The 25,184-nt window shown below is 34.4% G+C and carries 21 protein-coding genes and 1 pseudogene; 2 read left to right on the top strand and 20 right to left on the bottom strand.

Annotation, left to right across the window (positions count from 1 at the left end; translation table 11 throughout):
- Nucleotides 1–889: 889 nt before the first annotated feature.
- From AC0IXC_RS01970 to AC0IXC_RS01915, 12 genes are all read right to left on the bottom strand, one after another.
- Entirely contained in the window at nucleotides 890–2,218 is a 1,329-nt protein-coding gene (locus tag AC0IXC_RS01970) for a YjiH family protein (protein ID WP_471652517.1), read from the bottom strand.
- A 125-nt stretch (nucleotides 2,219–2,343) separates the two neighbouring features.
- A complete protein-coding gene (locus tag AC0IXC_RS01965) occupies nucleotides 2,344–3,222 on the bottom strand; it encodes an aminoglycoside phosphotransferase family protein (protein WP_471652516.1) in 879 nt (292 codons plus the stop codon).
- On the bottom strand, nucleotides 3,223–3,738 hold the full coding sequence (locus AC0IXC_RS01960) for a GNAT family N-acetyltransferase (protein ID WP_471652515.1): 516 nt from the start codon (nucleotides 3,736–3,738) through the stop codon (nucleotides 3,223–3,225).
- A gap of 23 nt (nucleotides 3,739–3,761) precedes the next feature.
- Nucleotides 3,762–4,229, bottom strand: coding sequence for a DUF2691 family protein (locus tag AC0IXC_RS01955; protein WP_002084693.1), 468 nt, complete (start codon nucleotides 4,227–4,229; stop codon nucleotides 3,762–3,764).
- A gap of 215 nt (nucleotides 4,230–4,444) precedes the next feature.
- Nucleotides 4,445–4,879: a ferritin-like domain-containing protein gene (locus AC0IXC_RS01950; RefSeq protein ID WP_002142369.1), complete on the bottom strand. Its 435-nt coding sequence runs from the start codon at nucleotides 4,877–4,879 to the stop codon at nucleotides 4,445–4,447.
- 293 nt (nucleotides 4,880–5,172) lie between these two features.
- Nucleotides 5,173–6,540 carry an FtsX-like permease family protein gene (locus AC0IXC_RS01945; RefSeq protein WP_471652514.1) on the bottom strand — a complete coding sequence of 456 codons (1,368 nt, stop codon included), beginning with the start codon at nucleotides 6,538–6,540 and terminating at the stop codon, nucleotides 5,173–5,175.
- A gap of 80 nt (nucleotides 6,541–6,620) precedes the next feature.
- Complete coding sequence (locus AC0IXC_RS01940) at nucleotides 6,621–7,805, bottom strand: ABC transporter permease (RefSeq protein WP_215589853.1); 1,185 nt, start codon at nucleotides 7,803–7,805, stop codon at nucleotides 6,621–6,623.
- A gap of 2 nt (nucleotides 7,806–7,807) precedes the next feature.
- A complete protein-coding gene (locus AC0IXC_RS01935) occupies nucleotides 7,808–8,482 on the bottom strand; it encodes an ABC transporter ATP-binding protein (protein ID WP_326996261.1) in 675 nt (224 codons plus the stop codon).
- On the bottom strand, nucleotides 8,479–9,573 hold the full coding sequence (locus AC0IXC_RS01930; protein WP_471652513.1) for an efflux RND transporter periplasmic adaptor subunit: 1,095 nt from the start codon (nucleotides 9,571–9,573) through the stop codon (nucleotides 8,479–8,481). The genes AC0IXC_RS01935 and AC0IXC_RS01930 overlap by 4 nt, the downstream gene beginning before the upstream one ends.
- 224 nt (nucleotides 9,574–9,797) lie before the next feature.
- Nucleotides 9,798–10,892 (bottom strand): sensor histidine kinase, encoded by a 1,095-nt coding sequence (locus AC0IXC_RS01925; protein ID WP_471652512.1) that lies wholly within the window; start codon nucleotides 10,890–10,892, stop codon nucleotides 9,798–9,800.
- Nucleotides 10,885–11,583, bottom strand: coding sequence for a response regulator transcription factor (locus AC0IXC_RS01920; protein ID WP_328011219.1), 699 nt, complete (start codon nucleotides 11,581–11,583; stop codon nucleotides 10,885–10,887). The genes AC0IXC_RS01925 and AC0IXC_RS01920 overlap by 8 nt, the downstream gene beginning before the upstream one ends.
- Nucleotides 11,584–12,006: 423 nt before the next feature.
- The gene (locus AC0IXC_RS01915; RefSeq protein WP_471652511.1) at nucleotides 12,007–13,188 is read right to left on the bottom strand and encodes a YhgE/Pip domain-containing protein; all 1,182 of its coding nucleotides are present in this window, start codon (nucleotides 13,186–13,188) and stop codon (nucleotides 12,007–12,009) included.
- Between the two features lie 170 nt (nucleotides 13,189–13,358).
- Between AC0IXC_RS01915 and AC0IXC_RS01910 the strand changes: the two genes are divergently transcribed.
- Nucleotides 13,359–13,976, top strand: a complete 618-nt coding sequence (locus tag AC0IXC_RS01910) for a TetR/AcrR family transcriptional regulator (protein ID WP_002084688.1) — start codon at nucleotides 13,359–13,361, stop codon at nucleotides 13,974–13,976.
- A 55-nt stretch (nucleotides 13,977–14,031) separates the two neighbouring features.
- On the opposite strand, the gene ppsA is transcribed toward AC0IXC_RS01910, so the two are convergent.
- The 6 genes from ppsA to AC0IXC_RS01880 all read right to left on the bottom strand — a co-directional run bounded on the left by ppsA (nucleotide 14,032) and on the right by AC0IXC_RS01880 (nucleotide 20,893).
- Nucleotides 14,032–16,638: a phosphoenolpyruvate synthase gene (ppsA, locus tag AC0IXC_RS01905; protein WP_471652510.1), complete on the bottom strand. Its 2,607-nt coding sequence runs from the start codon at nucleotides 16,636–16,638 to the stop codon at nucleotides 14,032–14,034.
- A 130-nt stretch (nucleotides 16,639–16,768) separates the two neighbouring features.
- The gene (locus AC0IXC_RS01900) at nucleotides 16,769–17,047 is read right to left on the bottom strand and encodes a YolD-like family protein (protein ID WP_471652508.1); all 279 of its coding nucleotides are present in this window, start codon (nucleotides 17,045–17,047) and stop codon (nucleotides 16,769–16,771) included.
- Nucleotides 17,048–17,572: 525 nt separating this feature from the next.
- Nucleotides 17,573–18,358 (bottom strand): ABC transporter permease, encoded by a 786-nt coding sequence (locus AC0IXC_RS01895; protein ID WP_002084681.1) that lies wholly within the window; start codon nucleotides 18,356–18,358, stop codon nucleotides 17,573–17,575.
- Between the two features lie 15 nt (nucleotides 18,359–18,373).
- Nucleotides 18,374–19,255, bottom strand: a complete 882-nt coding sequence (locus AC0IXC_RS01890; protein ID WP_002084680.1) for an ABC transporter ATP-binding protein — start codon at nucleotides 19,253–19,255, stop codon at nucleotides 18,374–18,376.
- Nucleotides 19,242–20,186, bottom strand: coding sequence for an ABC transporter ATP-binding protein (locus AC0IXC_RS01885; RefSeq protein WP_002084679.1), 945 nt, complete (start codon nucleotides 20,184–20,186; stop codon nucleotides 19,242–19,244). The genes AC0IXC_RS01890 and AC0IXC_RS01885 overlap by 14 nt, the downstream gene beginning before the upstream one ends.
- 50 nt (nucleotides 20,187–20,236) lie before the next feature.
- Nucleotides 20,237–20,893, bottom strand: a complete 657-nt coding sequence (locus AC0IXC_RS01880) for a TetR/AcrR family transcriptional regulator (protein ID WP_113770536.1) — start codon at nucleotides 20,891–20,893, stop codon at nucleotides 20,237–20,239.
- Nucleotides 20,894–21,887: 994 nt separating this feature from the next.
- Here AC0IXC_RS01880 and AC0IXC_RS01875 point away from each other — a divergent pair.
- Nucleotides 21,888–22,571, top strand: coding sequence for a GTP pyrophosphokinase (locus AC0IXC_RS01875; protein WP_113770574.1), 684 nt, complete (start codon nucleotides 21,888–21,890; stop codon nucleotides 22,569–22,571).
- Between the two features lie 556 nt (nucleotides 22,572–23,127).
- On the opposite strand, the pseudogene AC0IXC_RS01870 reads toward AC0IXC_RS01875, so the two are convergent.
- Nucleotides 23,128–23,738: pseudogene (locus AC0IXC_RS01870) on the bottom strand (HNH endonuclease signature motif containing protein); the annotation flags it as partial.
- Between the two features lie 275 nt (nucleotides 23,739–24,013).
- The gene (locus AC0IXC_RS01865) at nucleotides 24,014–25,069 is read right to left on the bottom strand and encodes a serine hydrolase domain-containing protein (RefSeq protein ID WP_471652507.1); all 1,056 of its coding nucleotides are present in this window, start codon (nucleotides 25,067–25,069) and stop codon (nucleotides 24,014–24,016) included.
- Between the last annotated feature and the right edge of the window lie 115 nt (nucleotides 25,070–25,184).

Raw genomic sequence — 25,184 nt, 5'->3', positions numbered from 1 at the left:
TCTCCGGTTATAACACATCAATATCATCACTAATATTATTTTCCTGTTGAATCGATTATAACCAAAGAGGAATATTCCCGTCAAGGAATATTCGAAAACTAAAGTAATACCACATCGTTACTTAATAATAAGAATGGATTAAAAACATTTCACAAACCTATGTTTTACGATAAAGTGATGCTTTAGTCAGTGGGTTTTGGAACGATTTTCGCGAAGGCTTTGTTTTTATTTGGTCCAAGAAAGCTTTAACACTTTTAATACTATTTAACGCTACAGTATTTTTTGTCATATTTTTATTTGATAGTTTAGTTGTTTTATTGGCAAAAGAAATGGACATACGTGATAGTTTGTTTGGAATCTTTATAAGTATCGTTGGGTTAGACGCTTTAGTCAGAGCTATAACCATTGGAAAATAGGGAAATACAGTAAACAAAATGAATATCTTAAACGGTTCAGCTATATTACTTGGAGGAATGTTGATCCTTACTGGACTTGGAGGGTTCGGCTTTTTATCGAGTAATTTATTTTTATCGTTAATCATTTGGTTTTTTATTGGTATATTTATCGCTTCTATCTCTGTATGCTATAGTTACTTACTTCAAACCCCTGCAAGATTAATGGGAAGAGTAACTAGTACCACAAATACAATGGTGCACGGCGCTATGGTTACCTACATTAGGTTCAGTTTTAGCCCTATGGATAAAAGTAAGCGGAGTTGTTCTACTCGCAGGAGTTTTAATCACACATATTGGTATGATTATATACTTAGCTCATACGTTATTTATGAAAAAATCATCTAGAGTTACTTTGGAACATAATTAACGTTATGCCATTTTTTGATTTGAATAATCAGAAAATGGCATAACTTCAGAAACTTAACGCTACATGTTTAAAGCAACAAATAAGCAATCGGCGTAATAATAAGCAACGTTAAAATCGTTCTTTGCACATATAAAATAATAAGCTCAGATACTTTTAACGGAATATCTGTTGATAATATACAAGGAATTGAAGCGGAGAAAAACAAAATAGATGATACCGAAACAACCGCAATAACAAACTTTGTCACGAGTGGTGCACTTACAACTAAAAGAGAAGGTAAAAACATTTCTGCAATACCAACTGATGCTGCTTTTGCAGCTAGTTCCGCTTCTGGAAGCTGCAGTAACCATGTAAATGGATAGAAAATATAACTAATCCAATCAAATATTGGCGTAAACTTTGCCAAGACGATACCAATTAATCCTACTGACATAATAGATGGTAAAATCCCCATCGTCATTATAAATCCATCTTTTAAATTCACTGCGATATTTTTCATAATACTTGGTGCTAATTTTGATACTTCTAATGCATCTTCCCAAGCTCGCTCTAACATTTTCTCTTTATAAACTGGCTCTGGGAACCCTTCTTTCGTAATATATGTATCTGGTTTTCTACTAAGAGGCGGGATTCTTACGGTGATAGCGGTCACGATGAATGTTACAACAAGAGTAGTCCAAAAATAAACATTCCATAAATGCATAATGTCTAATGTTTTTGCGATGATGATCATAAATGTTGCGGATACTGTTGAAAAACCTGTAGCGATAATTGCTGCTTCTTTCGTCGTATACTTTCCTTCTTTGTAAACACGGTTCGTAATTAATAAGGCTAACGAATAGCTTCCTACAAAGGAAGCAACCGCATCAATTGCTGATCGCCCAGGTGTTTTCCATAACGGTCTCATAATTGGACGACAAAACGTGCCGATAAACTCAAGCAATCCGTACCCGACTAATAACGCTAAAAATGCTGAGCCAATTGGAACGAGTAAACTTACTGATATAACTAACTTCTCATACAAAAACGGTCCAACATCTGGCGCAAAGAACCATGCTGGTCCTACTTTCAAACAATATAATACGCCGAAAACAACACCTACTACTTTTAAAATAGAAAAACAAATGTCTACGATAGATGCATTCCACTTCTTCGTATAAAATGGATAAATCGCACCAATTATCATTACAAGCAGTGCATAATAAGGTACTACCGAAGGAACCGTAGCTCTTATCCACGATACGATATGATCAATCATAATTGACGAAGCACCGTTTATCGTAACTGGTACGAAAAACATAAACACACCTACTAAACTTGCGAGTATAAACCGAAGTATAATCCCCCTCTCTCGCCCTGTCTTAATTACATTCCTTTTTAATTCAATTTCACTCAAAATTCGACACCTCCTATTATCTAAAAATTCTGTATAATAACATTAAATCCCTTCTTTTAATTCTGAATATTTAATCATGCAAAAAAGCCTATTTTGAAATATACAATCAAAATAAGCTTTTTCTATTAGCTCTTATAATCATCCACAATTACTTGAATTACACGATAAGATTCTTCTGCCACTTTTTTATTACTATCCCTATTCGCATCATATGTAATTAACGCCTTCCAAAGTGCCCATCCTCTCGCTCTATTCCACGTTCCTTCATCTATGCGCAATACTTCTTTAAATACGTTTCTACTATTCTTATCAAAAAATGTCCATGCCATCGCTGCATCACAAGCCGGATCTCCTACTCCTAAAATACCAAAATCAATTACGGCACAAAGTTTTCCTTCTTTAACAAGTAAGTTACCTGGCGCTACATCTCCATGAACCCAAACTGGTTTGCGATCCCATGTTGACCTAAGTGCTAAATCCCAAAGATGCTTTAACAATGTCTCATCAAAAACACCCTTATTATTTTCAATAGCCACTCTCGCTTCTTCATCGTATACAGATATAAGCCCGCCTCGGTAAAAATTATGTTCTCCAGCTAATGGCCCGTTACTCGCATCAATTGATTGTAACTCTATTAAAAATGAGCCTAAGTCCGCCGCAAATTGATCTAAGTCACGAACATTTTGTTTCGTAACCGTTTCCCCCTCTATCCACTTATTAATAGACCAAGGCAATGGATACGCTTCAGACGGATTTCCTTTCGCAATTGGTGTAGAAATTGGTAAAGAAAGTCCCTTACTTAATATTGGAAGCCACTTATTTTCTTTCTCTACTTGCGGTGCATATGCAGCATCACTTGGTAATCTGACACTCATCTCCTCCCCTAGGTGAAACGTTCTATTATCATGACCGCTAAATTTTACAGGTTTCACTTCTAAGTGAGCCCATTCTGGAAACTGTTGTTGTATTAACTGTTCAACTAAACTTACGTTAATTTGATTCATTCACTCTCCTCTTTTCTTTTGAAACTTACTAAGTCCATCCGTACTGCCAACATAGTCAAAACCACTTCTCTTATAAAAATCATTCAATATACGATTATGCCGGATGCAATCTAACTTCAAATACTCTTTGTCATGTTGCACATTCTCTTCTACCCACCGTATAATCCATTCCCCTATTCCATCCCCCTTATACTTCCGTTTCACCGCAAATCTATGAATATATAATGAATTAGAAACTTCCTCTTTTCCAAAAATATGTTCATCCCATTCATTTTGTTTAGGAGAAGCTGTAACCGTACCAACTATTTCATCTTCTTTCATAACAACATATGTATATTTCTCTCTTATACATTCTAGTATTTCAGCCGTAGCTTCCTCTCCTAAAAGATACTGCCACTGATCCACTTCTTTATATTGTAGCCATTGTGCTACTTCTTTTAATAAAATGATAATACTATCACTTTGATCTTCAGTAGCAATTCGAATTGTATATTCTTTACTTATATTTCTCTCCATATTGCCGTTCCCCTTTCAAATTGCTACCATACTGACATACGAGTCCTTCCATCATTTTCATCTGTAATATATTCTACATAAAATCCTTGATTCAGTGCGTTTTCATATATCATTTCAATCTCTTCTTGGTTTTTTGCATAAATTTGTATGTAATCGCCATCCGCTACTAATACGACTACTTCACACTTACTCTTCTTAAATTCTTCATATGTTTCAATTTCTCCTAGTACTTTCCCTTTTGGATATGCTTTTAAGTCTACAAATAAAAGATAATATATGTTATCTTTTATTAGCTTTTTTAATTCTGATCCTTCCATGATCTCGTTATCTTCTGAAAATAATTCTGGACCTAATTCATTCCCTATTATTATATAAGCTTCCTCCCTTCCCATGACTTGCCAATCAAATGCAGTAATATCAATTGGCTTTAACACTTTCCAAAGTAAATTATCATATCCATCTAGAATATCTACTGTAATCCCTCTTTTCATATGTCTGCTCCTAGCTTATTTATTTTTGTTTCATACATTATATATCAAATTTAATTACTATATTTTGTCGATACCTATGCACATCATAAAAAACCGCTCCACTACTAGTGAAACGGTTTCCTTCTGCTTACATTTACATATCTTATTCAATTATTGCACCGCGTTTTAAAATAATTTCTAATATGTTCAGCACATCAGCCATTCATTTTTAACACTCACTTCGACTTCACAAAATAATATAAAAACCACACCGCATGATTTTGTTCATCTGCAGCTATTCTGCGCAATAACTCTTTCATAGATGCATCTGCTGCTTCATCTGAAATTTCCAAGTAAAAATCTACGGTCTTTTGCTCATCTTGTATAGCGAACTCTAATCCCTGTAAGTACGTATTGGGGCAATTTTCCGTAATCTGTGGCTTCGGCTGTCTGCCAGTTAAATTTGTATAGATTTGTACAAAATGATGAAAATGCCTTATTTCATCATTACGGATTTCAAGAATTTGTTTTTGTTCTACTTGATTTGGAGCCATATTAGCTAATTTTGCATAGCAGCTTATAGCGCTATACTCTCCGTTTATAGCTTTTTCAATATCACTAATTAGCTTATCATTCTGTCTATACCAATCATCATAATTCGAATTATACATCGTATCCCCTCCGTTATTTCGCATAACATTTTATGCATTTCGAAATAGTAGGAGCATGTATACATAAAAGAACAGCATGGACTCATTCTTATAGCCCTTTTACTCCAATCCTTTTAAAACATTGAAAAAGCCTAACCATCACTACTTTCATTTCCTGCCGATTAAATATTCTATAATGATTTCACAAAAAAACGCTTCACTACTAGTGAAAAGTTTTTATCTTTTAAATGTTTAATTCAGTTTTATTTCCTCTTCTTATTTTATTGACACCACATCAAAAAATTTATTGATTCTTATTTATATACAATTTTAAAATACGAATAAACAGTTAACACATAATACCCAAAGTAAATTACACAATATGCACCACTACTAATTAAAATAGGAATAATGATGTTATATATAGGCATGTTGTTTATTATTGGTATCGCAAATAAGCTATGAACAAGTCCGACTATTAGAGGTGAAATAAAACTAAAGCTAACTTGCTTCGAAATTGACTTTCTTACCTCTTTTTTCGTAACACCTATTTTACGAAGAGTTTCATAATATCTCTGATTAGCATACGCTTCAGATAATTGTTTATAATATATAATTGAACCTGTTGCCAATACAAATATAACCCCTAAAAAACTTCCAATAAATAACGCAACTCCATACAGTTGCATAAAATCTCCATTTGTTTCAGATTGCCCTACATAATACCCTGCTGCGACTGTACTAATTGCAGTTAAAGCTGTGGCGCTTAATATAGCAATTGTTGCAAGTAACTTAGCGTTTCCTTTTACTCGGTATAGTAATTGCGAAATGTTTATTATATTTACACCGCTATAAAATATTTCTCTTTTACTTCTAATTTTCTTTAAAACAATAACTGTATAAGAAGTGAATAGAAAATATGTCCCAAAAACAACTACAAACAAAATAAAAACTGGAATCATTATAGGATTTATAATAGGGTTCATAGGATCAATGGGATTCCGCACAATATTTACTACTTCACGGAAGAAGCCTGCTAGTATATATCCTAATCCCATTAAAATAAGACCTATATACGCCCTAAGTACAGAACCTTTTGGCATCCGTTCTCCTTCATGATTAGCTTGAAACATTTCAATCAATGGAAATTTATAAATAATGCGAGAGTTTTTCCATGCTGTATATAATAAAATAGATAAAAAGACGATGAACGTGTCTATTATCGCTTTTATAGATAACTCGAAATGAATAGGTACATTTAATTTCATTAAACTCATTAGCAGTTCTAAAAATAACTTAAAACTCATACTGCCAATCAATATGCCAACTACTAAAGCAAAGCCTCCCATTATCATAGTCTCACAAAATAACATCGTACCAATTTGTTTTTTAGTTATTCCTAGTAAAGAATATAATCCTACCTCTTTTTTACGTTTCCTTATAAAAAAGTTAGTAGAGTAAATAATAAATATGGCTATAAAAATAATGAGAATCACTTTTGAAGATTGAAGAACACTATTAATCATCACATTATTAACCATTTCTTTTTTTATTTGAGTACTATATCGAAGTGATGCAAATATAAAATAGATAAGCATACTTGAAGCTAACGATACAAAATAGAGTATATACTCTTTAAAATTACGCCGTATATTACGTTGAACTATATCAAATAAATTCATTTATCTGAACCTCCAGAAATAGAAGACATTACATCAATGACTTTTTTGAAAACACTTTACTAACAAACTACCCTTTTCACTTATTCATATCGCAAACACTCAATCGGATCCAATTTAGCCGCTTTATTAGCCGGCAGTATACCAAAGACAATACCAATTGACATCGATATTCCAACTGAGAGTAATCCAAGACTTACAGAAATAACAAGTGGCCATTCACCTATCGATGAAGCGATCCAAGCAAAAAACATACCTAGCGCAAAACCAATCGCCCCGCCTAATGACGTTAAAATACATGCCTCGATGAGAAATTGTGTTAATATTTTTCCTCTCGTTGCACCGAGCGCTTTTCGAATACCTATTTCACGTGTACGCTCTGTAACGGATACTAACATAATATTCATCACACCAATACCACCTACAATTAAGGAAATACCAGCAATACTAGCAAATACTATTTTCATCGTTCGTGTTGACTCTTCTATTTTTTGACCATATGCTTTCGTATCCTCGACTGTAAAAGAATGCTCAAATTCTGGGGATTTCAATTCATCTAATACAGATATAGCTTGTTTTTCTACAGTCTCTCGCTCACTTGGAGAAGATAGCTTAATTTTCACTGTATCGTATTCCTCAATCCCTGCAATTAAAGGTGCATTGTCGATAGATGTATATCCTTCATACAATTTAAATTGACGTTGAAAACCGTCTTCATATTTGTACACCCCAACAACCTTATATGGTTTTCCTTTTATATCTATATATAAATCATCTTTCCAAGTATCGAATAGTGTTTTAAATAAATCTTCAGCTACAATTACAACTGGAATTGGCTTTTTCAGTTCATCCGGTGTTAACTCTCGCCCATGTACCATTTTCATTTTAGAGTCCTGCATAAAGTTTCCTGTTCCCCCATTTAAACTAAAGGAAACATTTTTTGATCCCGTATATACTTTTACGTCCATATGCACATTGGGATACACATCTTTTACACCTCGTATCACTTGCAATTGCTTTACCATATGTGGTGTAATTTTTGCTTTTTCTGTCGGAGAATCCGGGTTGAAGTATTCTATTTTAAGTTCATCCATATGCTGATTCTCTGCAAGTTCCTTTTGCATCTTTGCAGTCTGTCCATCTCCCATTGAAATAATTGTTATAATTGCACTGATTCCAATAATAATGCCTAGCATTGTTAATATAGATCGCATTTTATGCGCAAAAATAGAAGATATGGCCATGCGTATATTTTCATTCGTATTCAAATTTATTCTCTCCAATCTTGTACGATATTGCCGTCACGAATTACAATTTGACGTACTGCTGCTTCTCCGATTTCACGATCGTGAGTAATCATAATAATCGTTGAACCTTGTTTATTTAATTCGTAAAAGAGCTCCATAATTTGTTCACTCGTTTTCGTATCAAGTGCACCAGTTGGTTCATCGGCTAAAATAAATTTCGGATTATTTACAATTGCACGCGCTACAGCAACACGCTGTTTTTGACCACCTGATAACTCACTTGGAAGATGAGTAGCACGTTCAGCTAACCCAACTTTCGTTAAAGCAGCTAACGAACGCTCACGTCTTTCTTTTTTATCAACTCCTGCATAAATAAGAGGTAATTCTACATTTTGAAATGCTGTAAGCCTTGGTAGTAACATGAAATTTTGAAATACAAAGCCGATTTCTTTATTACGAACGTGTGCAAGTTCTGTTTCAGACATGGTTGAAATATTTTGACCAGCTAGCTCATACGTACCTGCCGTTGGTTTATCTAAACAACCGATAATGTTCATTAAGGTTGACTTACCAGAACCAGATGGTCCCATAATGGAAGTGAATTCCCCCTGGTTCAGTATTATATCGATTCCATGTAATACTTGGACGGACTCTGTACCGTTTTGAAAAGATTTCGTGATGCCTTTTAAATGAATCATTTTGTGTTAACCTCCATACCATCTTTTACATTTTTCATAGGTTCAGAGATAATTTGTACACCTTTTTTCACTCCAGTAACTTTTGCTTCATGATCCGTTTCAAATTCAACCGTAACTACTTGTTCTTTCGCTTTTCCATCTTTTACAACGAAGACAACATCTTTGTCACCTTTTTTCACCATACTGCTTTTCGGAACGATTGTACCTGTCGCTTCACCTGTTTTATTGGTCACGTTTACGTGGAAACCGTTTTGTAATCCTTCACTATCGTTCAATGTAACAGTGAATGGATAGCTGGAAACTGTTTTGTTTTCATCCATATTTTTTAATGGTGTGGATCCGATTTCTGTAACTTTTCCTGTCCACGTCTTACTAGATACAGTTTTTGATGAAACTATTACTTCTTGTCCAACTTTCACACTCGCAAGCTCATATTCAGACAGTTGACCTTTTACTTTAAATGGACCAGCATGACGAAGCGTAATCCCACTCATTCCAGCATCATTATTTTTGACGATGTCATCAATTACACCATCAGCCGGGCTCGTTACTGAAAGTGTGTTTACTTTCTCTTTTGCTGATTTAATCATTTCATCAGCTTTTTCTACTTCAAACTTTTTCATTTCAAGTTGCGATTCTAATTGTTGCACTTCGATTTCTGATGCTTTTAACGCTTCCTCAGGAAGACCAGCGTTTTTATCTTTTTTTAGTTTCTGCTTCGCTGCATCCATTTGTTTCTGATGCAATGTTACTTCTTTTTGTGCGATTTTCTTTTGCATTTCCGCTTCTGTTACACCTTGTTTAGTAATAGGGTCATTATATTTAAAAAGAAGCTGTCCTTTTTTTACTTCATCACCTTTTTTAACAGCTAATTCATACGTACCTTTTGTTGGATCAAATGAAATTGCTTCTATATCATTTGGGATAACTTCGCCACCTAATTTTTGCTCATTCTCTATTTGTTTTTCTGTCACTTCATATATTTTATAAGTTTTAGCTGGTTCAGATTCTCCTGCAAATATCATATACGAGCCTACTCCTAAACCAATTGTTATCACACCAACGATGACTAGTTTTTTTGCTTTCTTCATATCATAATATCCTCACTTTTTCACGTGTTTTACTTTTAGAAACTGTACGTCCTTTTCTTTAATAATTTTTGAACGTTTTTGAAAATGATATATAAAGCTCCCGTACATACTATGTACAATATAAAAAGCCCCACTTTTTCATTACCAGTTCCTCCTTGACCTAACATATGTATAGGATAGAAAAAACTAATTAAATAAAAAGTGGGGCAAACATTAAATTTTTATTAAATTCTTGAACTCTCTTCTTTTGGCAATCTTACTTCAAATATTGTTCTAATTACATTACTTTCTGCTGAAATCGTCCCATTATGCTGTTCAACTATATTTTTAGCAATAAATAACCCAAGGCCCGTACCACCCTGCTGCCCTGTTCTTGCTTTATCACCTGTATAAAGCATGTCAAAAAGATAGGGCAAATCTTCTTCTGGAATGCTATCTCCATAATTAATAATTTGTACGATAACCTCTCCATTATCAATATATCCATTCATATCAACAAATTGTCCATTATCTCCGTATCTAACTGCATTTGTTACAAGATTTTCAAATACTCGAGCTAACAAATTCCCGTCACCGTAAATATATAAATGAGGATTAACATTCAATCTAGCTTGTAAATGATGTTTCTCCAATAATGGATACAATTCCTCATCTAACTGTATAAGCAACTCACTTATATTAATTGTTTTTTTATCTAACTTTAGCACGCCATAATTCATTCGCGTAATTTCAAATAACTCATCAATTAAACTTTCAAGTCGCTGCGATTTCGCAAATGCAATCATAGAAAAATGTTTAATCTGCTCCTTCGACAAATTCTCATCTTTAAGAATTAAATCTAAATAACCTAAAACTGATGTTAATGGCGTTCTTAAGTCATGGGCTAAGTTAACAACGAGCTGATTTTTACTACTTTCTGCAAAGTCACCTCTGTCAACCGCCTCTTTTAATTTTTCACTCGCTATATTAATTTCACGCGCAATCTCGCCAAATTCATCATTTGAAGTAATATGAACTTTCTTTGTAAAATCACCGTTAGCAAGATGGTGAATACCGTTAGAAATTTCATTAAAATATTTTAAGTATGGTTTTGTTAAAAAGAAAAAGAATACAACAGATAATGGGATAAAACACATTAAAAAGAATTTAATATCTACGATTGGTCTAAATTGGGCTAAGTAATCTTCGTAACGTACCATCGTTCTATAATAAAGCTGTAATACTTTATAGATTATATATGTTCCGCCAGCTGCTAACACCATGCTTAGCGCAAACAAAGCAATCATTTTAAAACGAAAACTTCTCATCATGTTAGCCATTGAAAGTATAACCTACCCCCCATACCGTTTTTATTAACTTATTCTTTCTTGTATCCTCCCCAATTTTTTTTCGTAAAGTACGAATATGTACCGCAACTGTACTTCCCCCATCATAATAATCATCCGCCCACACTTGCTGTAGGATATTTTCCACACTGTACACTTTTTTCGGATGGCTCACTAATAAATATAAAATATCAAACTCTTTTGGGGTTAATTCAATTTTTTCTCCGTATACATTTAGCTTTCGTTGCTCAAGATTAATAACCACTCCGCCTACTTCTAAAACGGATTTGTTCTCCTCTACTTTCGGTTGATTTAACGTAAGAAATCGACGTAGTTGTGCATTTACACGCGCAACTAATTCAATTGGGGCAAAAGGCTTTGTCATATAATCATCCGCACCTAGTACTAGACCTGTCACCTTATCAAAATCAGATGTTTTCGCGCTTAGAAAAATGATTGGCATATTATGCTTCACACGAATTTGTCGCGTTACTTCATAACCATCCATTTTTGGCATCATAATATCTAAAATAACTAAATCAATTGGTTGCGATTGAATAATAAGAACAGCTTCTTCTCCATCAGTAGCTTTCACAACATGATAACCTTCTTTTTCTAAATGTATCCCAATTAATTCAGCAATTTCCACCTCATCATCCGCTATTAAAATTGAAATCTGCTTCATTTTGCTCTTCCCCTCATTCCTTTTTCATACGTCCAATTTTAAACTAGTCTATTTTGTTTATATCATCTTAAAAGAACATTATTATGAGATCCTTACTTTTTAGAGATAATTTCGAGTACTATATTTCTTCTGCATTTTTTTGCATGTTTATGTTTTGTTAACTTTGCAACACCCTCTACGATTTCACATTTTATGGTAGAAAATGTAGAAAAACTAACAAAAATAAAGTATATTAGGGACAATAATTATATAATACAACAAAGTTTTCAGTAGGATTTCTTCATCCCAAGCCTAGCTAATGGACAGTTAGTTTAAAAAACAGCTAACTTCCTTTCATTATATCAATATATTTTATACCCTTACTTGTATTTCAACATAAAAACCGTTCCACTACTAGTGAAACGGTTTTTCCTTTACTTATTTTTATACATTCACTTCAGTTTTTTGTTCCTTTACTACACTACGTTTGAAAGCAGTCGCTAAAATAATAACCATACTTACTACGCCAATCCAAACGAGCACAGTAAGGGGTGTACTCCAGCTTAACCCTTTTCCAAAGAAGAATATTTCTCTAAGCCCTTCAATCATAAATCGCATTGGCAACCATGCGTACACCCAATCTTGATAAAATGGTGACATCATTTCTGGCGCTAATGCTAATAGCGGTGCCCCAAAGAAAAGTAATAGAGCGAATATACCTATACCCTTTAGTCCAACTAATGAAAGCACCGCAGAAATCATTAAGAAGAAACAAAAAGAAGTAATGGATAAGAATAAAGCCGTATCCGTGAAATTCGGGATATTTAATCCTACCATTCCATCCGCAATCCATGTAAGACCAAATCCAATTACAAGTGTAGCAATTGCTCCTGTTACTATTTGTTTTAGTTTCAATACGAAGTTCTCTTTTCTTGTACCCACTTGCGTTTTACTTATCGCAATAAAGATAATTGCTGCGCTCGCTAAACTTGCAATCCATAACGGCTGGAATAAAGACATTGGCGAGTTACCGTTCGCACTATTTTTGCCGATTTCATTCACATTTGTCACTTTCTTCGTAATAGGTGTTACTACATTTGAAACTTGGTCTGCTGTTAATGTAGCTCCTTTTGCTTTCAATCCTTCTAATAGTTGTGTACGAACAGTATTGTTCATATTATCAACGATCGCATTTAACATTTGTCCTGCCATAGTTGATGCTGCTGTATTCATTCCTTGATTGATGAATATTTCTACCTCTGGCGAAGATGGCTGTGGTGTTCGTAATGATGCTTGTTTTGTGCTAAAGTCTTTCGGAATAACTAATGCTGCATAATATTCTTGATTATTTAAGCCTTTTTGAACTACTTCTTTATTTTGCACTTCTACCCACTTTACCGCAGGTTCTTCCTCTGATTTTGATGTCTTTTTCATATTATCAACAATCGTTTGCCCCATATTCATCTTCGGTTGATTCGGAATTTCTACTCCTTGATCCTCATTTACAATTGCGATTGGTAAGTTTTTCGGCTTAGGTTGAACGGTTGGAAATAATGTTAATGAAAAAATAAAAACAACAAGTAGTGCAATAACTGGAGATAACAATAAAAGTTTGTTTTTAAACATTTTCTTTTCTCCTCCTTTAATTTGATTTATAATAACCAACAACGTGTTGTTTATTTATATTTGAATTATATGTTCGAGTTGAACCTTATACAATAATCAAAAGTCGTGAATGTGTCGGTTATAAGACACATCCTTGAAATGTGTTGGCTAAAATTAAGGAGGGACATACTTTGCGCGATAGTAATTTAGATTTACGTGTTATTCGTACGAAAACTGCCATACGAAATGCATTAGTGGAATTAATTGAGGAAAAAGGTTTTGACGCCATAACAGTGAAAGATATTACTACGAAAGCAAACATAAATCGTGGTACATTTTATACACATTACCAAGATAAATTTGATTTAATGACAAAATGCCAAGAAGAAATTATGTATGAATTTTCTAGCATTGCTAAACAGAGATTACCGGAAGTTATTGCTGATCTTGGATCAAGCCCTTCCCCAACAATGCCATTTATACTTATCGCTTCTATTCTTGAATTTCTAAATGAAAATAGTGATTTTATGAAAGCTGTACTAAGCCCAAAAGGAGATTTATCTTTCCAAACGAAACTGAAAGACTTTATGTGGAAAACACTATTTGAAGATACGAATGGTCCTCTCATTAATAAAGAGAATTTACTTGTCCCAAGCCAATACTTAGCTTCTTATATGGCATCTGCTCATATAGGTGTCATTCAACAATGGTTAAATAATGGACAAAAAGAAACACCTGAGGAGATTGCTCGTATTTTATCAACAATCGCAGTTCATGGACCTTTTTATGCGGCTGGTTTAAAGAAATAAGTCCGCTATATAATAAAAGATCATCCACTATAATAGCGGATGATCTTTTATTTCATTACAACACTTCAATATAGCCTTCTGTTCCATGTACCCGAATTCGTTGTCCGTCTTTTATTAATTTCGTAGCATTCTCTACCCCGACGACTGCTGGTAATCCATATTCACGTGCAATAACTGCTCCGTGCGTCATAAGTCCGCCAACTTCGGTAACTAACCCTTTTATAGACACAAATAACGGTGTCCAGCCCGGGTCAGTAAAAGCAGTAACTAATATATCTCCCTCTTCTAAATTCGCATCTTCCATATTTAAAATAACGCGTGCTCTCCCCTCAATCACTCCTGAAGAAACAGGCAAACCTACAATCGCGTCAGCCGGAAGATTTTCTCGTTTATATTTGCCTGTAATGATTTCTCCATCAGACGTCATTACACGTGGAGGCGTTAGTTTTTCATATAATTTGTAATCATTTTTTTGTTTATGAATAAGCTCGTAATCTAGTCTATTCGTAAGGACAACTTCGTGAAGTTCTTCAAAAGTTAGATAGTATATATCTTCTACTTCATCAATAACTTTATTTTGCACGAGTTGCTCGGCTTCTTTCAATATTGCCTGCTTATATATGAAATAGCGATTAATCATACCGTATTTTGGATATTCACGATAACCGATAAAATTCCGGATGTTACGAATCATTCGCTTCGTCTCTTCTACTTTTTGTTTACCATCCGGCAAATGCTGCAATCGATCTACTAACTCTTCTTCTTTTTGCAAAGCTTCTTGCAACCCTTCTTCAAACTTCCGTTTACTAGCGCCAGCTTCAAAGTCTCTTATATTATTTAAAATCATTGGGATAATGGTTGTTGGCTTTTCACTCCAGCGCGTTTTCGTAATGTCGATTTCTCCGCTGCATCTCATTCCGTATTTATTTAGAAAAGTTAGAATGGCATCTCGAGCTTTTTCTCCGCCTTTAAATTGAACGAATTCATCTAAAAAGTTATCATTTTCTACATGTTGTAAATACGCAATAACTTCTGGATATGGCCGAATCACATCAGCAACATCGAGTAATGCTAGCCCCATTTCAGACGTAATATTGTTTTGTACTGATTGAGAAAGCGTGTCTGCTGCATTCTTTTCGCCTAGCCATTGCTCCATTTTTTCATTGATCCATGTTGAAGCATCCATACCTGCCATAATGACAGCCATACTTTGCGGATGAAATAATATTTTCTTTAATTGCTGCATATCTTCCAAAATAAAATCAAGTACATCCACCCCTGATTTCGTTTGCATGTTTCGTTTTAACTCTTCGATTGATGCTTGATTCATCTTTATTAAATCCGTAACGATCGCTGGATTGTTTTCGATTTTTGGTTGTGAACTTGCAGGTGGTCCACTTTTACCAACACTCTTTTCTTTTTCATCATCTGGTAACAATGTAATAAAATCATCTCGCTCGACTACAGTCGTTAATGCATCTTTAATAAGCGGTTCCGAATTCCCTATCATATTTAATAAAAGTTCTCTACTAGTAGGCGAAGCCAATCTTTGTGCAACATCAACAAACAACCTTCCTCCAGCTTGAAACCTCTGTCCAAAAGATGTTAACTGAAATAAAGACATTCCTAATGGCTTCAAGGGATCGGTCATCATTTGCTGGTGACCAACCGATACATACACATGATTTTCCCCATCATTTACTTCTGGTATTGGATATAAAGTCGTGATTGGGCGACTTTGGACAATATAAAATGTATCATCCACTAAACACCATTCAATATCTTGCGGACAACCAAAATAAGCTTCAATCTGTCTTCCAATCTGTGCTAGTTGTAAAATTTGTTGTTCAGACAATGTTTGAATTTTTTGCTGAGCCGGATCAATCTGCCCTGTCTCCGTTCCGCCCTCTTTTAAAGCATAAATAGCTAATTTTTTAGTTGCTATCATCTTTCCAGTAATTTCGCCTTCTTTTACTTTATAATTATCGGCAGAGACCAGTCCTGATACTAACGCCTCACCAAGTCCAAAACTGGCATCAATTGATACTACCTTTCGGTTAGAAGTAACCGGATCAGCAGTAAATAAAATTCCCGAAGCCTCAGGGAAAACCATTTTTTGAACGACAACACATATAGAAACTTGATTATGTTCAAAATCATTTTGCATGCGGTACATAACTGCTCGCTCTGTAAATAAAGAAGCCCAGCACTTTCTTACATGCTGCAAAATCGCTTCTTCTCCGATAATATTTAAATACGTATCTTGTTGACCAGCAAACGAGGCATATGGTAAATCTTCAGCCGTAGCACTAGAACGTACGGCATACGCATGTTCATTTCCAAAACGTGAGAGATAATGAGCTACCGCTTCCACTACTTCAGAAGGGATTTCTACTGCCATAATGACTTCTCTAATCTTCTTACTAATCCCACCAATTTGGGCTCGCTCTTCCATTTTCAACTTTGTTAGCTGCTGCAACAAAGTTTGAAGCTCGTCATTTTGCTCGACGGCCTTTTCATACCCTACCGTTGTAACACAAAAACCTTCTGGCACTTGTATACCTTGAATGTTTGATAATGCCCCTAAATTCAATCCTTTTCCGCCAACGAGTGAAAGCTGCGTTTTTTCTATTTCCTGAAAATCGAGAACGAAAGAACTCATTTAACATCTCTCCTTACTGTGCATGTGTTCTTGATTGTAGCAGTAGTAAATAAGAATAAACAGTCTATTTCGAACGTGATTTACATGATATAATTAAGTTAGGAAGAGATGATTTTTTATTTCTCCCCCTCTAATTCACTTCAATTACATCAACAAACTTAAACATCCTTTGATTATGAAAAGCATCGGTACAAGTAATCGTCTTATTTAATGGATTTATATCAGCTACTGTTATGTAATTTTTATATAGATAGCCCTCTTTATAATATGTAAGTAAAACCTCTTCTTCACCTAAATATGAAATTAACAGCTTATTTTCAATCCTTTCTTTTTCATCTTGCGTTAAAATTGGACGCGGGACTTTCGTTTGTTCACTTATAATTTCTTTAATAACTGTGATTTGAATCATAAGTCCTCCACAATTCGAACCATAATATTGCCAGAAAACATTATTTTTAGAGAACATTCTTGTAATATTTAAAGCATAACATTGCCATAAATCTTTTTTTCACTCATAAACTTGCCTCAAAAAATAGTAGTAGTCCATCTCCAACATTTAAAATCAAATATTTTTTCATTGGAAATACCTTATACAATTGAAAGTTTTTCGTGAAAAAAGAACAAGCAGCCACAATGAATTGGCTACTTGTTGTCTTTATAAAAATTTGATTGAAATTACTATTTACTAAAATGTTGAATACCGTGTAATAATACTTCAAGTCCCCAATGGAAACGTTCCATTCTCTTTTACTCAGAAAGATTTTAAAACAGAAATTAGTATAATTAGAATACGCATTAATTCATGCTGTATCCTAAAGATGGCCTTCCACTATTCAGGGAACGCCATCTTTTTCCATTAATTCTCACTTTCCTTCATTATTTTTTATTTCTTATTAACAAATGAGTAAAGTGAATTTGTTAATCTAGTTAACTTTTAAAGCGGTAAATCCTTTTGTTGGAAGACTCTCATCCCAAATCCATAAAGTACTATACCTACACCGATAAGAATAATGAATGGGATTGCTATACTATCTCCATTCAGAATTGCATTTGTATCGAATAACGTATTCAATGATAAATACTTCATCTTTTCCAGACTTTTACTTACTTGCCCCATCAGTTGGAATAGAAAGAATGCAACCGGTATTCCCGCTCCTAAAGCTAATGAGTTTTTTGATAAATTGAACAGACAAGAGAAGAAGAAAGAAATACCACTAGTAGCAAACATTAATAAAAATAAACCTACGTTGAGCATAAGAAAATCAGAAATCTTGATATCTACATTACTTTGGGTAATTTGAATCGCAGCAAGACCAGCACCAGTTACGATTACAAACATCACAACAAGCGACGTAATCAAATATAAAGCTTGTGTTCTGACAACCGTACTTCTTTTTGTCGGCGTTGACAACAAGTAAGCCATTGATCCTCTATCAACTTGTGAAGCAATGAGACTATTGGCAGTCATCATAATAAATATGACTGGTAGAAGGATACCATGCATCGAGTAGAAAGTAGAAGCAAGCATGCCAAGGAACGTTGTATTTTTCATCATGTCCGCAAGCGGTGTCCCTTTCACCATATCTGTCATGCCAGTTAGTGTAGTTGGTTCAAAAACGGCAATCATAACTGCTAACATGGCACTTGTGATTACTGTAAATATAATCCATAGTTTGAAATTAGCCTTTAATGTTTGTTTGAAAATAGCTTTACTAAACATTGATTTTTCCTCCTTTTAATATTGGCTATTGAAATATTGTTCAAGTGTATACTTAATTTCCGTAATGAACTTAATATTGTAGCCTTTTAACGTTTTTAGTAGCGTATTAATTTGACGATCATTCACATTTACAATTACTTGGTTTTGATGTTCACGTTTATCCGCAAAATCAAATGCCTCTGCTAAAAACAGCTTATAATCCTCATGTGAGTTAAACTCGATTTTATACACCTTTTCCTGATTGTACTTAATCTCTTTTGTCGATTTAACAGCAATAATCTTCCCGTCTTTTATGAGCGCAACTTTATCACAAGTATGTTCGACTTCGTCAAACATATGACTCGACATGAGAATTGTCTTTCCTTTTTTCTTTTGTTCATCCAAAATGTCCATAAATTCCGCTCTCATAAGAGGATCTAGGCCTGTTGTCGGTTCATCAAAAATCAAGATATCAGGATTAGCCATCAAGGCAGCAACAATAGCCGTTTTTTGTTTCATGCCCTTTGACATTCTTTTTAAATTAGCAGTAGGATCTAGTTGGAGCTTTTTAATAATTGATTCCGCATAAGACATATCTTTCAGCCCTAATAGTTCGGCCTGCCTTTTCAAAAATTCTGTTCCTGTTGGCGCATCTGGAAATGCAATTTCTCCTGGAATGTAACCAATCATTTTTTTTATTTCAGCTGAATCTTTCCAACAATCCAATCCGTTAATCGTTGCACTCCCACTTTGCGGCTTTAAAAATCCCATCATATGACGAAGTGTTGTAGTTTTACCTGCACCATTCGTACCGACAAAACCAAAAACTTCACCTTTTTCGATTGAAAGGCTTACATCAAAAATACCTCGCCCTTCTCCATAATCTTTTGTCATATTTTTTATCTCAATTAATGGCACTTCGTTCGCCTCCTCCCTCATTTTTAGCGTTACGATCATAGAATTTCATAAAATAATCTTCAAGCGTAAACTTGATTTCAGAATAAAAATTCAAATCATAATCACTTATGAAAGCGATAAAATCGTTTATATCTGCATCATTCACTCGAAGTTCTGCCTGATTTTCATGAGATCTGAGAGAAAGTACATTTATTTTTTTATGAGAAGATACTTCAATTTTAAAACGTTCGAACACTTCTTTTGAACTGAATTCCACTTTAAACGTTTTCTCCTCATTGTGGCGCAATTCATCTGCAACAAAAGTAGATATTAATCTTCCGTCCTTAATAATAGAAATTTTGTCGCATGTAGCGTCAATTTCATTGAAAATATGACTTGAAAGCAATATCGTTTTTCCTTTTTCTTTTTCCTCTTTAATAAATTCAATAAAAACCTTTTGCATAATCGGATCGAGAGCACTCGTTGGTTCATCAAGAATTAGTACTGCTGGATCATGCATAAAAGCAGTGACAATTGCTAGTTTTCGTTTCATACCAAGCGACATACGTTTCAAACTACCGGATGGCTCTAACTCAAATTTTTCTATTAAATAATTGGTATATGTCATATCTTTGATTCCACGCAATTGTGCCATCATCGCAATAAACTCTGTTCCTGTCAGCGACTCAGGTAAAGCTACCTCACCTGGTAAGTAACCAAGATCCTTTTGAATTTCGCTTGCTTTTTCCCAACTGCTCATTCCATTTACAGAGATTTTTCCGACTTGAGGGCGAGAAAAGCCCATAATATGCCGAATTGTCGTTGTCTTCCCGGCTCCATTCGGTCCTAAAAAGCCATACACTTCACCTTTTTCTACTTTAAACGAAACATCAAATACGCCACGATTATGACCATAGTCTTTTGTTAAATTATCAATCTGTATGACAGCCATATGAATAGCTCCCTTCATGTTTAATTTCATTTCTGTGCTAACACTTCGGTCTACTCCACAGCTTGCTTATTTTTTATGCCATTCATAACAAATTGAACGACATCCTCAATTTCCTCTTCACTAATAATGTAATTTTCCATGAATACAAAGCGAGAAACAAAAAATCCTCCCAGTAAAGTAAATAATAGCTTTAAGATCCGGTCAGTAGGGAGATCAATTAGCTCTCCGCTGTTTTGAAATTTTTCCACAATATTTATAAATATCACCGGAACATGTTTTATAAAGTAAGGCTTTAATTCTTTTTTCAATTCTTCCTTATAGATAACTTCTTTAACAATAACCTGAAATACTTCTTTATTTTCCGTGATAACAGCAGCCCTATTCTTTATTAAGTTTCGTAAAAATTGCTCGAAAGATATTGGCTGTTCTGGCAATATCTCACTTACTACGTCCTTTGCCATTGCAGGGAAAAAGTCATCTATAAACGGTAAAATAACAGAAAGTAATAATTGGTCTTTCTTTCCGTAATGCTTAAAAATTGTTCCTTCGGATACGCCTGCAACTTTTGCTATTTCTGCTGTCGATGTATTAGCATAACCCTTCTCAGCAAACAATTTAATTGCTGTCTCAATAATCCTTTGCTGCTTTTCTGTCTTACCTTTTATGAGACCTTGAGCAAGTATTGTATCGAAAATTGGATTTGACAATTCTATTCCCCCTTCAAAAAAAGTGAGTAATCACTCACTAATGTCATTATAAAAAAAGAGACTTAGCAAGTCAACTAAAAAAGTGAGTAATCACTCACTAATGATGATTTAATATTATTTAGAACCGTAGTAAACAATTTTTATTATTTGGGAATATCGATGTATCTATTCAAACCAATATTGTAACGGGGATATTAATAATTTATATATGGTTTCCTTTTCTTTTTATTAATTAATCTAAGTCGTACAACCAACTAAATGTCCGCTTTTTATTATAGTCCGTTTAAAATGCTTATTGCGGGATTTGCTTCCATCGCTACACAAACCCCAAGATTTGCCCATTCAAATCTTGGCTATGATTACCGAACAGGAATGAATAAATTGGAAATAAAAGTAAGGATATGACCTGTCTTTACACGTATCTCGGCTTTACCCTATTAATAGCATAATCTCACGTATTTGAGATAAAGATAATTGTTAGTATGTAAGCTTCAAGTTACGAAAGAGTGGAGAAAGTCTAAAATCTTTAGCAACTTGTTTTATTGTGATTTCACGGTTTACTAGATGCGCGGCGGATTTTTTATACAAAGCTATGTGCCCCTCAATCACAGGTTCCAGTTCAGAAAGTTTCCTTTTTAAAGCCATACCGAGACTCCTTTGTATGATGTACTGAGATAGTCAGCAGAGGCTGATTGCCCAGCTACAAACGAGTTGTTTATCAAAGATAAATCTGCAGTGCTCTAAGCGATTTATTTGTGCATAGGAAAGTAATCTACTCATATAACTATGTGATCATCCTGCAACAGGGCGACCACTCACCTCCACATGATTTGTAGTTTTCTGGTATCTCTGTAATTTAGGAATATAAAAAAACGCACAAAGCGAACGAATCCCCTTCCGTTTTGTGCCGTGAACGAAAGGAATGAATATAACTATGAATAAACCCATCCAGATAAATAAATTGAATGCAATAAAAGCGAAATTGAGAAGGTTTATGCTGGCCTATAAATTTGCTTTGGATGAAATGAATACGAAAATAAATATTTTAAAAGAGGAGTTTCAGCATATTCATGATTACAATCCAATCGAACATACAACTTCACGCTTAAAATCTCCCGAAGGTATTTTTAATAAAGTATTAAGAAAAAACATCGAGTTATCTTTTCTAGCAATAAAGGATCAAGTGAAAGATATTGCAGGTATTCGAATTACGTGTTCATTTAGATCGGATATTTACCGTCTGAGTGAGATGCTTTGCAATCAAAAGGATATTGAGGTTATTGAATGTAAAGATTATATAAAAGAGCCAAAATCAAACGGTTATCAAAGCCTACACTTAATCGTGAAAGTACCAGTATATATGTCAGACAGAGAAGAAAGAGTTTATGTAGAGATACAAATCAGGACGATTGCCATGGACTTTTGGGCAAGTTTGGAACACAAAATCTACTATAAATATAACAATACAGTTCCTGAAAGACTCACGTCAGAATTAAAAGAAGCCGCTATAGTTGCGACCGAATTAGATTTAAAAATGGAAGCTCTTCATCACGAAGTACGCGAATTAAAATCAAGTGAAGAAGAGGAGCTAACCGAACTTCATCTCGCACAAAATCATTTTAACATTCCAATGCAGCTGATAGAAATGGTGAATAAAGAGATAAGTGAGAATAAGTAAAGGAATAAATACATTCTAGGATTCAATCCGTATATATTGAACACCTATTTTTAACTAGTTGGTTTATTTAACATACGACTGATTCAAAATAGTTATCCTGACAGATGTTTTATTAAAAAGGCCATTTCATTAATGAAATGGCCTTTTTAATATACCTGTCTTGATGATACGATTCACTCTTTATTGAAACAAATGAGCGTAAATTAAGTCTGCTAACAAATAATAACTGTTGAAATAGATATTTCTTGCTGTTAAAAATAGTGGATGTATCTATTTGTATAGAGGAAGCATATCTTTGCCGCAAATAAAAAGAACCATACCCTTGCCAAAGTGGCAAATTTATGGTTCAAATTACAAATAACTGCGAACTGCTCTGGCAAACGGTTGCCACTCTACCATACCTCTTCCTTTTTGCATATTAGCATTCTATATCGATAGGTAAGTCTTTGAAGTTATCTCTAACTTGCCCCCCCGATCCGCACGGTACGCGCCACTTTCACGGCATACCGCGGTCCACCTATACTGTAGTTTTCTTTCCATCTAATAATGATAAATTCTAAGCAAACAACGCTAGTTGTTCATAATTTAATCCCACTTCAATTTGTGATTCAATACAGATTTCCCCGTTTTTGACTAGTTTTCGCAATTTGTTAAGTTTGTCTAACTGTTCCCGATTGAGTTTTAGTTCATTGAGTAGTTGGTTTATGGTTTCTTTATTAGTTGCGTGTATTAGTCTATGAACACTTGGTTTAATGATGGTAAGGTTTTTGTAGCTGTCTCATCCTTTGTTTCACTCCATAATCGCTTATGGTGACAATGGATGTCCCAAGGTAAGAGTTTCTCACCTGTTACACTACATCTTCCTTTTTGTGCGACATAAAGAGAAATTCGATTGTCATTGTATTCTATAGTTGCCCGTTCATTTATAATTGGATTTTCTCTTAACCATTGTAGTGCTGTTTCGGTTATGTCTGCCAAGTTTTGGTGAATCAAGGTTCGCCCTTCTACGGTGTACTTGTTAATGGCTTGCTTTTTCATCAACGGACTTTTATGTTGAATATAAGCGATCGGTAGGATAGGACGTCTCATGAGATATCTCATCCTTTTTGACTTTAGATATGGTTTGATACCTTTATATTTTCCTATATTCGTGTATCCGTTAGTGTTAAGACATTTTCAATATAAATATAGCTGTACCAATTCAATTGTACCAGCTACTTGCTACAACGTATTAAAGAGCACTAAACCACTTTGTCCTATACTTCCAAAGCCATGTTGGCGTTGTGAATATAGAACAGATAAACGGCAAGAAATTGAATCGCCATGCTTTTTTTCAAATTAAGAAATCAATCCTTTTTCCATAAATAACTTTTCTATCCTAACTTATCGACACACCAGGTTATTAACTGTATTTTCGACCGATTTCTGAGGGGCATCAAAATCTACTTCTTATTGTTTTTTTCTCTTCCTAAAACAATTTCTGCTATTTCATAAGCATAATTATCAGGCTCAAAATCCTCATAGTTACTTAATACTACAATAGATAATCCATCTTCTGGGAAACGTATAAATTGCGAACTATAACCAGCCCATCTTCCTGAATGCTCCAAGTATTGGCAATTATAACCGTCTGCAATCTCCAGTCCAAAAGCATAATCCTCATTATCAATGATTGTCTCTCCAGTTGAGGAAACTTTCGGACCAATTTCACTCATTCTTTTCATTAAATTTTTTCCACCAACGGTACCCGTGGTTAAATTCTTCCCCCATATTACTAAGTCTTCAACAGTTGTATGGCCTGCCCCATCCCCTGTATGTTCCCAAGGACTTACATAGATTTCATATGTGCCTTGTTTATTCTTCAAGTATCCCCTAGCGATTGATATAGAAGTTGGATAGTGATCGACAATTGTTGTATCTTTCATCTTTAAAGGGTTAAAAATATGCTCCTCCATAAATTCAGGTAGGCACTTACCACTCACCTTTTCTATTACTTGTGATAATAGAAAATATCCTGTATTGCTATACTCAAATTTCGTTCCAACTGGAAACCTTGCACTCTGGTGGTTATTAAGGTGTTCTATTGATTCTTCTGGGGTCAATTTATCAGTATCTTTAATATTCGCGACTTCAGCTAATTCCTGATAATCAACTAGCCCACCAGTGTGGTGAATTAGATGTCGCAATGTTACAGGTTCAGCATATGCCCCTATGGAAGGAACGAACTTTATAATTGAATCATCTAAACTCAATTTCCCCTCTTGTTCTAAGAGTAAAATAGAAAATGCTGTGAATTGTTTAGTAATTGAAGCAATATTAAAAATCGTTTTTGTGGTTATAGGTAGACTTTCTTCTATCGAAGCTAAGCCAACTGAGCCTTTGTACGTTGCTCCATTATCAAAACTTGCGATATATGAACATCCAGGACCTTCGGCTGAAACTTCGTTAAACAATTGTTCAATCGTTGTTTGTGTCTTCTTATTATATCTGTTATTCATTCTATTCACCTTTTTAAATTTTATTAATGATTTTATTACAATAAACCCTTATCCATTCATAAAAATAACAAAGGACATGCCAGAACTTTTATAGCTATTTTAACTTCGTTTTAAA

The organism is Bacillus sp. AC266 (assembly GCF_979253805.1).
Note: the sequence above shows the minus strand (reverse complement) of the source record. Positions and strands in the feature narration are given on the sequence as shown.

Bases quoted from the DNA above. Each gene is read 5' to 3' on its own strand.
- AC0IXC_RS01875 (WP_113770574.1), top strand. From the start codon at position 21,888: ATGCTGGCCTATAAATTTGCTTTGGATGAAATGAATACGAAAATAAAT.
- AC0IXC_RS01915 (WP_471652511.1), bottom strand. From the start codon at position 13,188: ATGTTTAAAAACAAACTTTTATTGTTATCTCCAGTTATTGCACTACTT.
- AC0IXC_RS01885 (WP_002084679.1), bottom strand. From the start codon at position 20,186: ATGGCTGTCATACAGATTGATAATTTAACAAAAGACTATGGTCATAAT.
- AC0IXC_RS01920 (WP_328011219.1), bottom strand. From the start codon at position 11,583: ATGAAGCAGATTTCAATTTTAATAGCGGATGATGAGGTGGAAATTGCT.
- AC0IXC_RS01865 (WP_471652507.1), bottom strand. From the start codon at position 25,069: ATGAATAACAGATATAATAAGAAGACACAAACAACGATTGAACAATTG.
- AC0IXC_RS01935 (WP_326996261.1), bottom strand. From the start codon at position 8,482: ATGATTCATTTAAAAGGCATCACGAAATCTTTTCAAAACGGTACAGAG.
- AC0IXC_RS01955 (WP_002084693.1), bottom strand. From the start codon at position 4,229: ATGAAAAGAGGGATTACAGTAGATATTCTAGATGGATATGATAATTTA.
- AC0IXC_RS01900 (WP_471652508.1), bottom strand. From the start codon at position 17,047: ATGATTCAAATCACAGTTATTAAAGAAATTATAAGTGAACAAACGAAA.
- AC0IXC_RS01960 (WP_471652515.1), bottom strand. From the start codon at position 3,738: ATGGAGAGAAATATAAGTAAAGAATATACAATTCGAATTGCTACTGAA.
- AC0IXC_RS01945 (WP_471652514.1), bottom strand. From the start codon at position 6,540: ATGAATTTATTTGATATAGTTCAACGTAATATACGGCGTAATTTTAAA.
- AC0IXC_RS01895 (WP_002084681.1), bottom strand. From the start codon at position 18,358: ATGTTTAGTAAAGCTATTTTCAAACAAACATTAAAGGCTAATTTCAAA.
- AC0IXC_RS01930 (WP_471652513.1), bottom strand. From the start codon at position 9,573: ATGAAGAAAGCAAAAAAACTAGTCATCGTTGGTGTGATAACAATTGGT.
- AC0IXC_RS01965 (WP_471652516.1), bottom strand. From the start codon at position 3,222: ATGAATCAAATTAACGTAAGTTTAGTTGAACAGTTAATACAACAACAG.
- ppsA (WP_471652510.1), bottom strand. From the start codon at position 16,638: ATGAGTTCTTTCGTTCTCGATTTTCAGGAAATAGAAAAAACGCAGCTT.
- AC0IXC_RS01925 (WP_471652512.1), bottom strand. From the start codon at position 10,892: ATGGCTAACATGATGAGAAGTTTTCGTTTTAAAATGATTGCTTTGTTT.
- AC0IXC_RS01950 (WP_002142369.1), bottom strand. From the start codon at position 4,879: ATGTATAATTCGAATTATGATGATTGGTATAGACAGAATGATAAGCTA.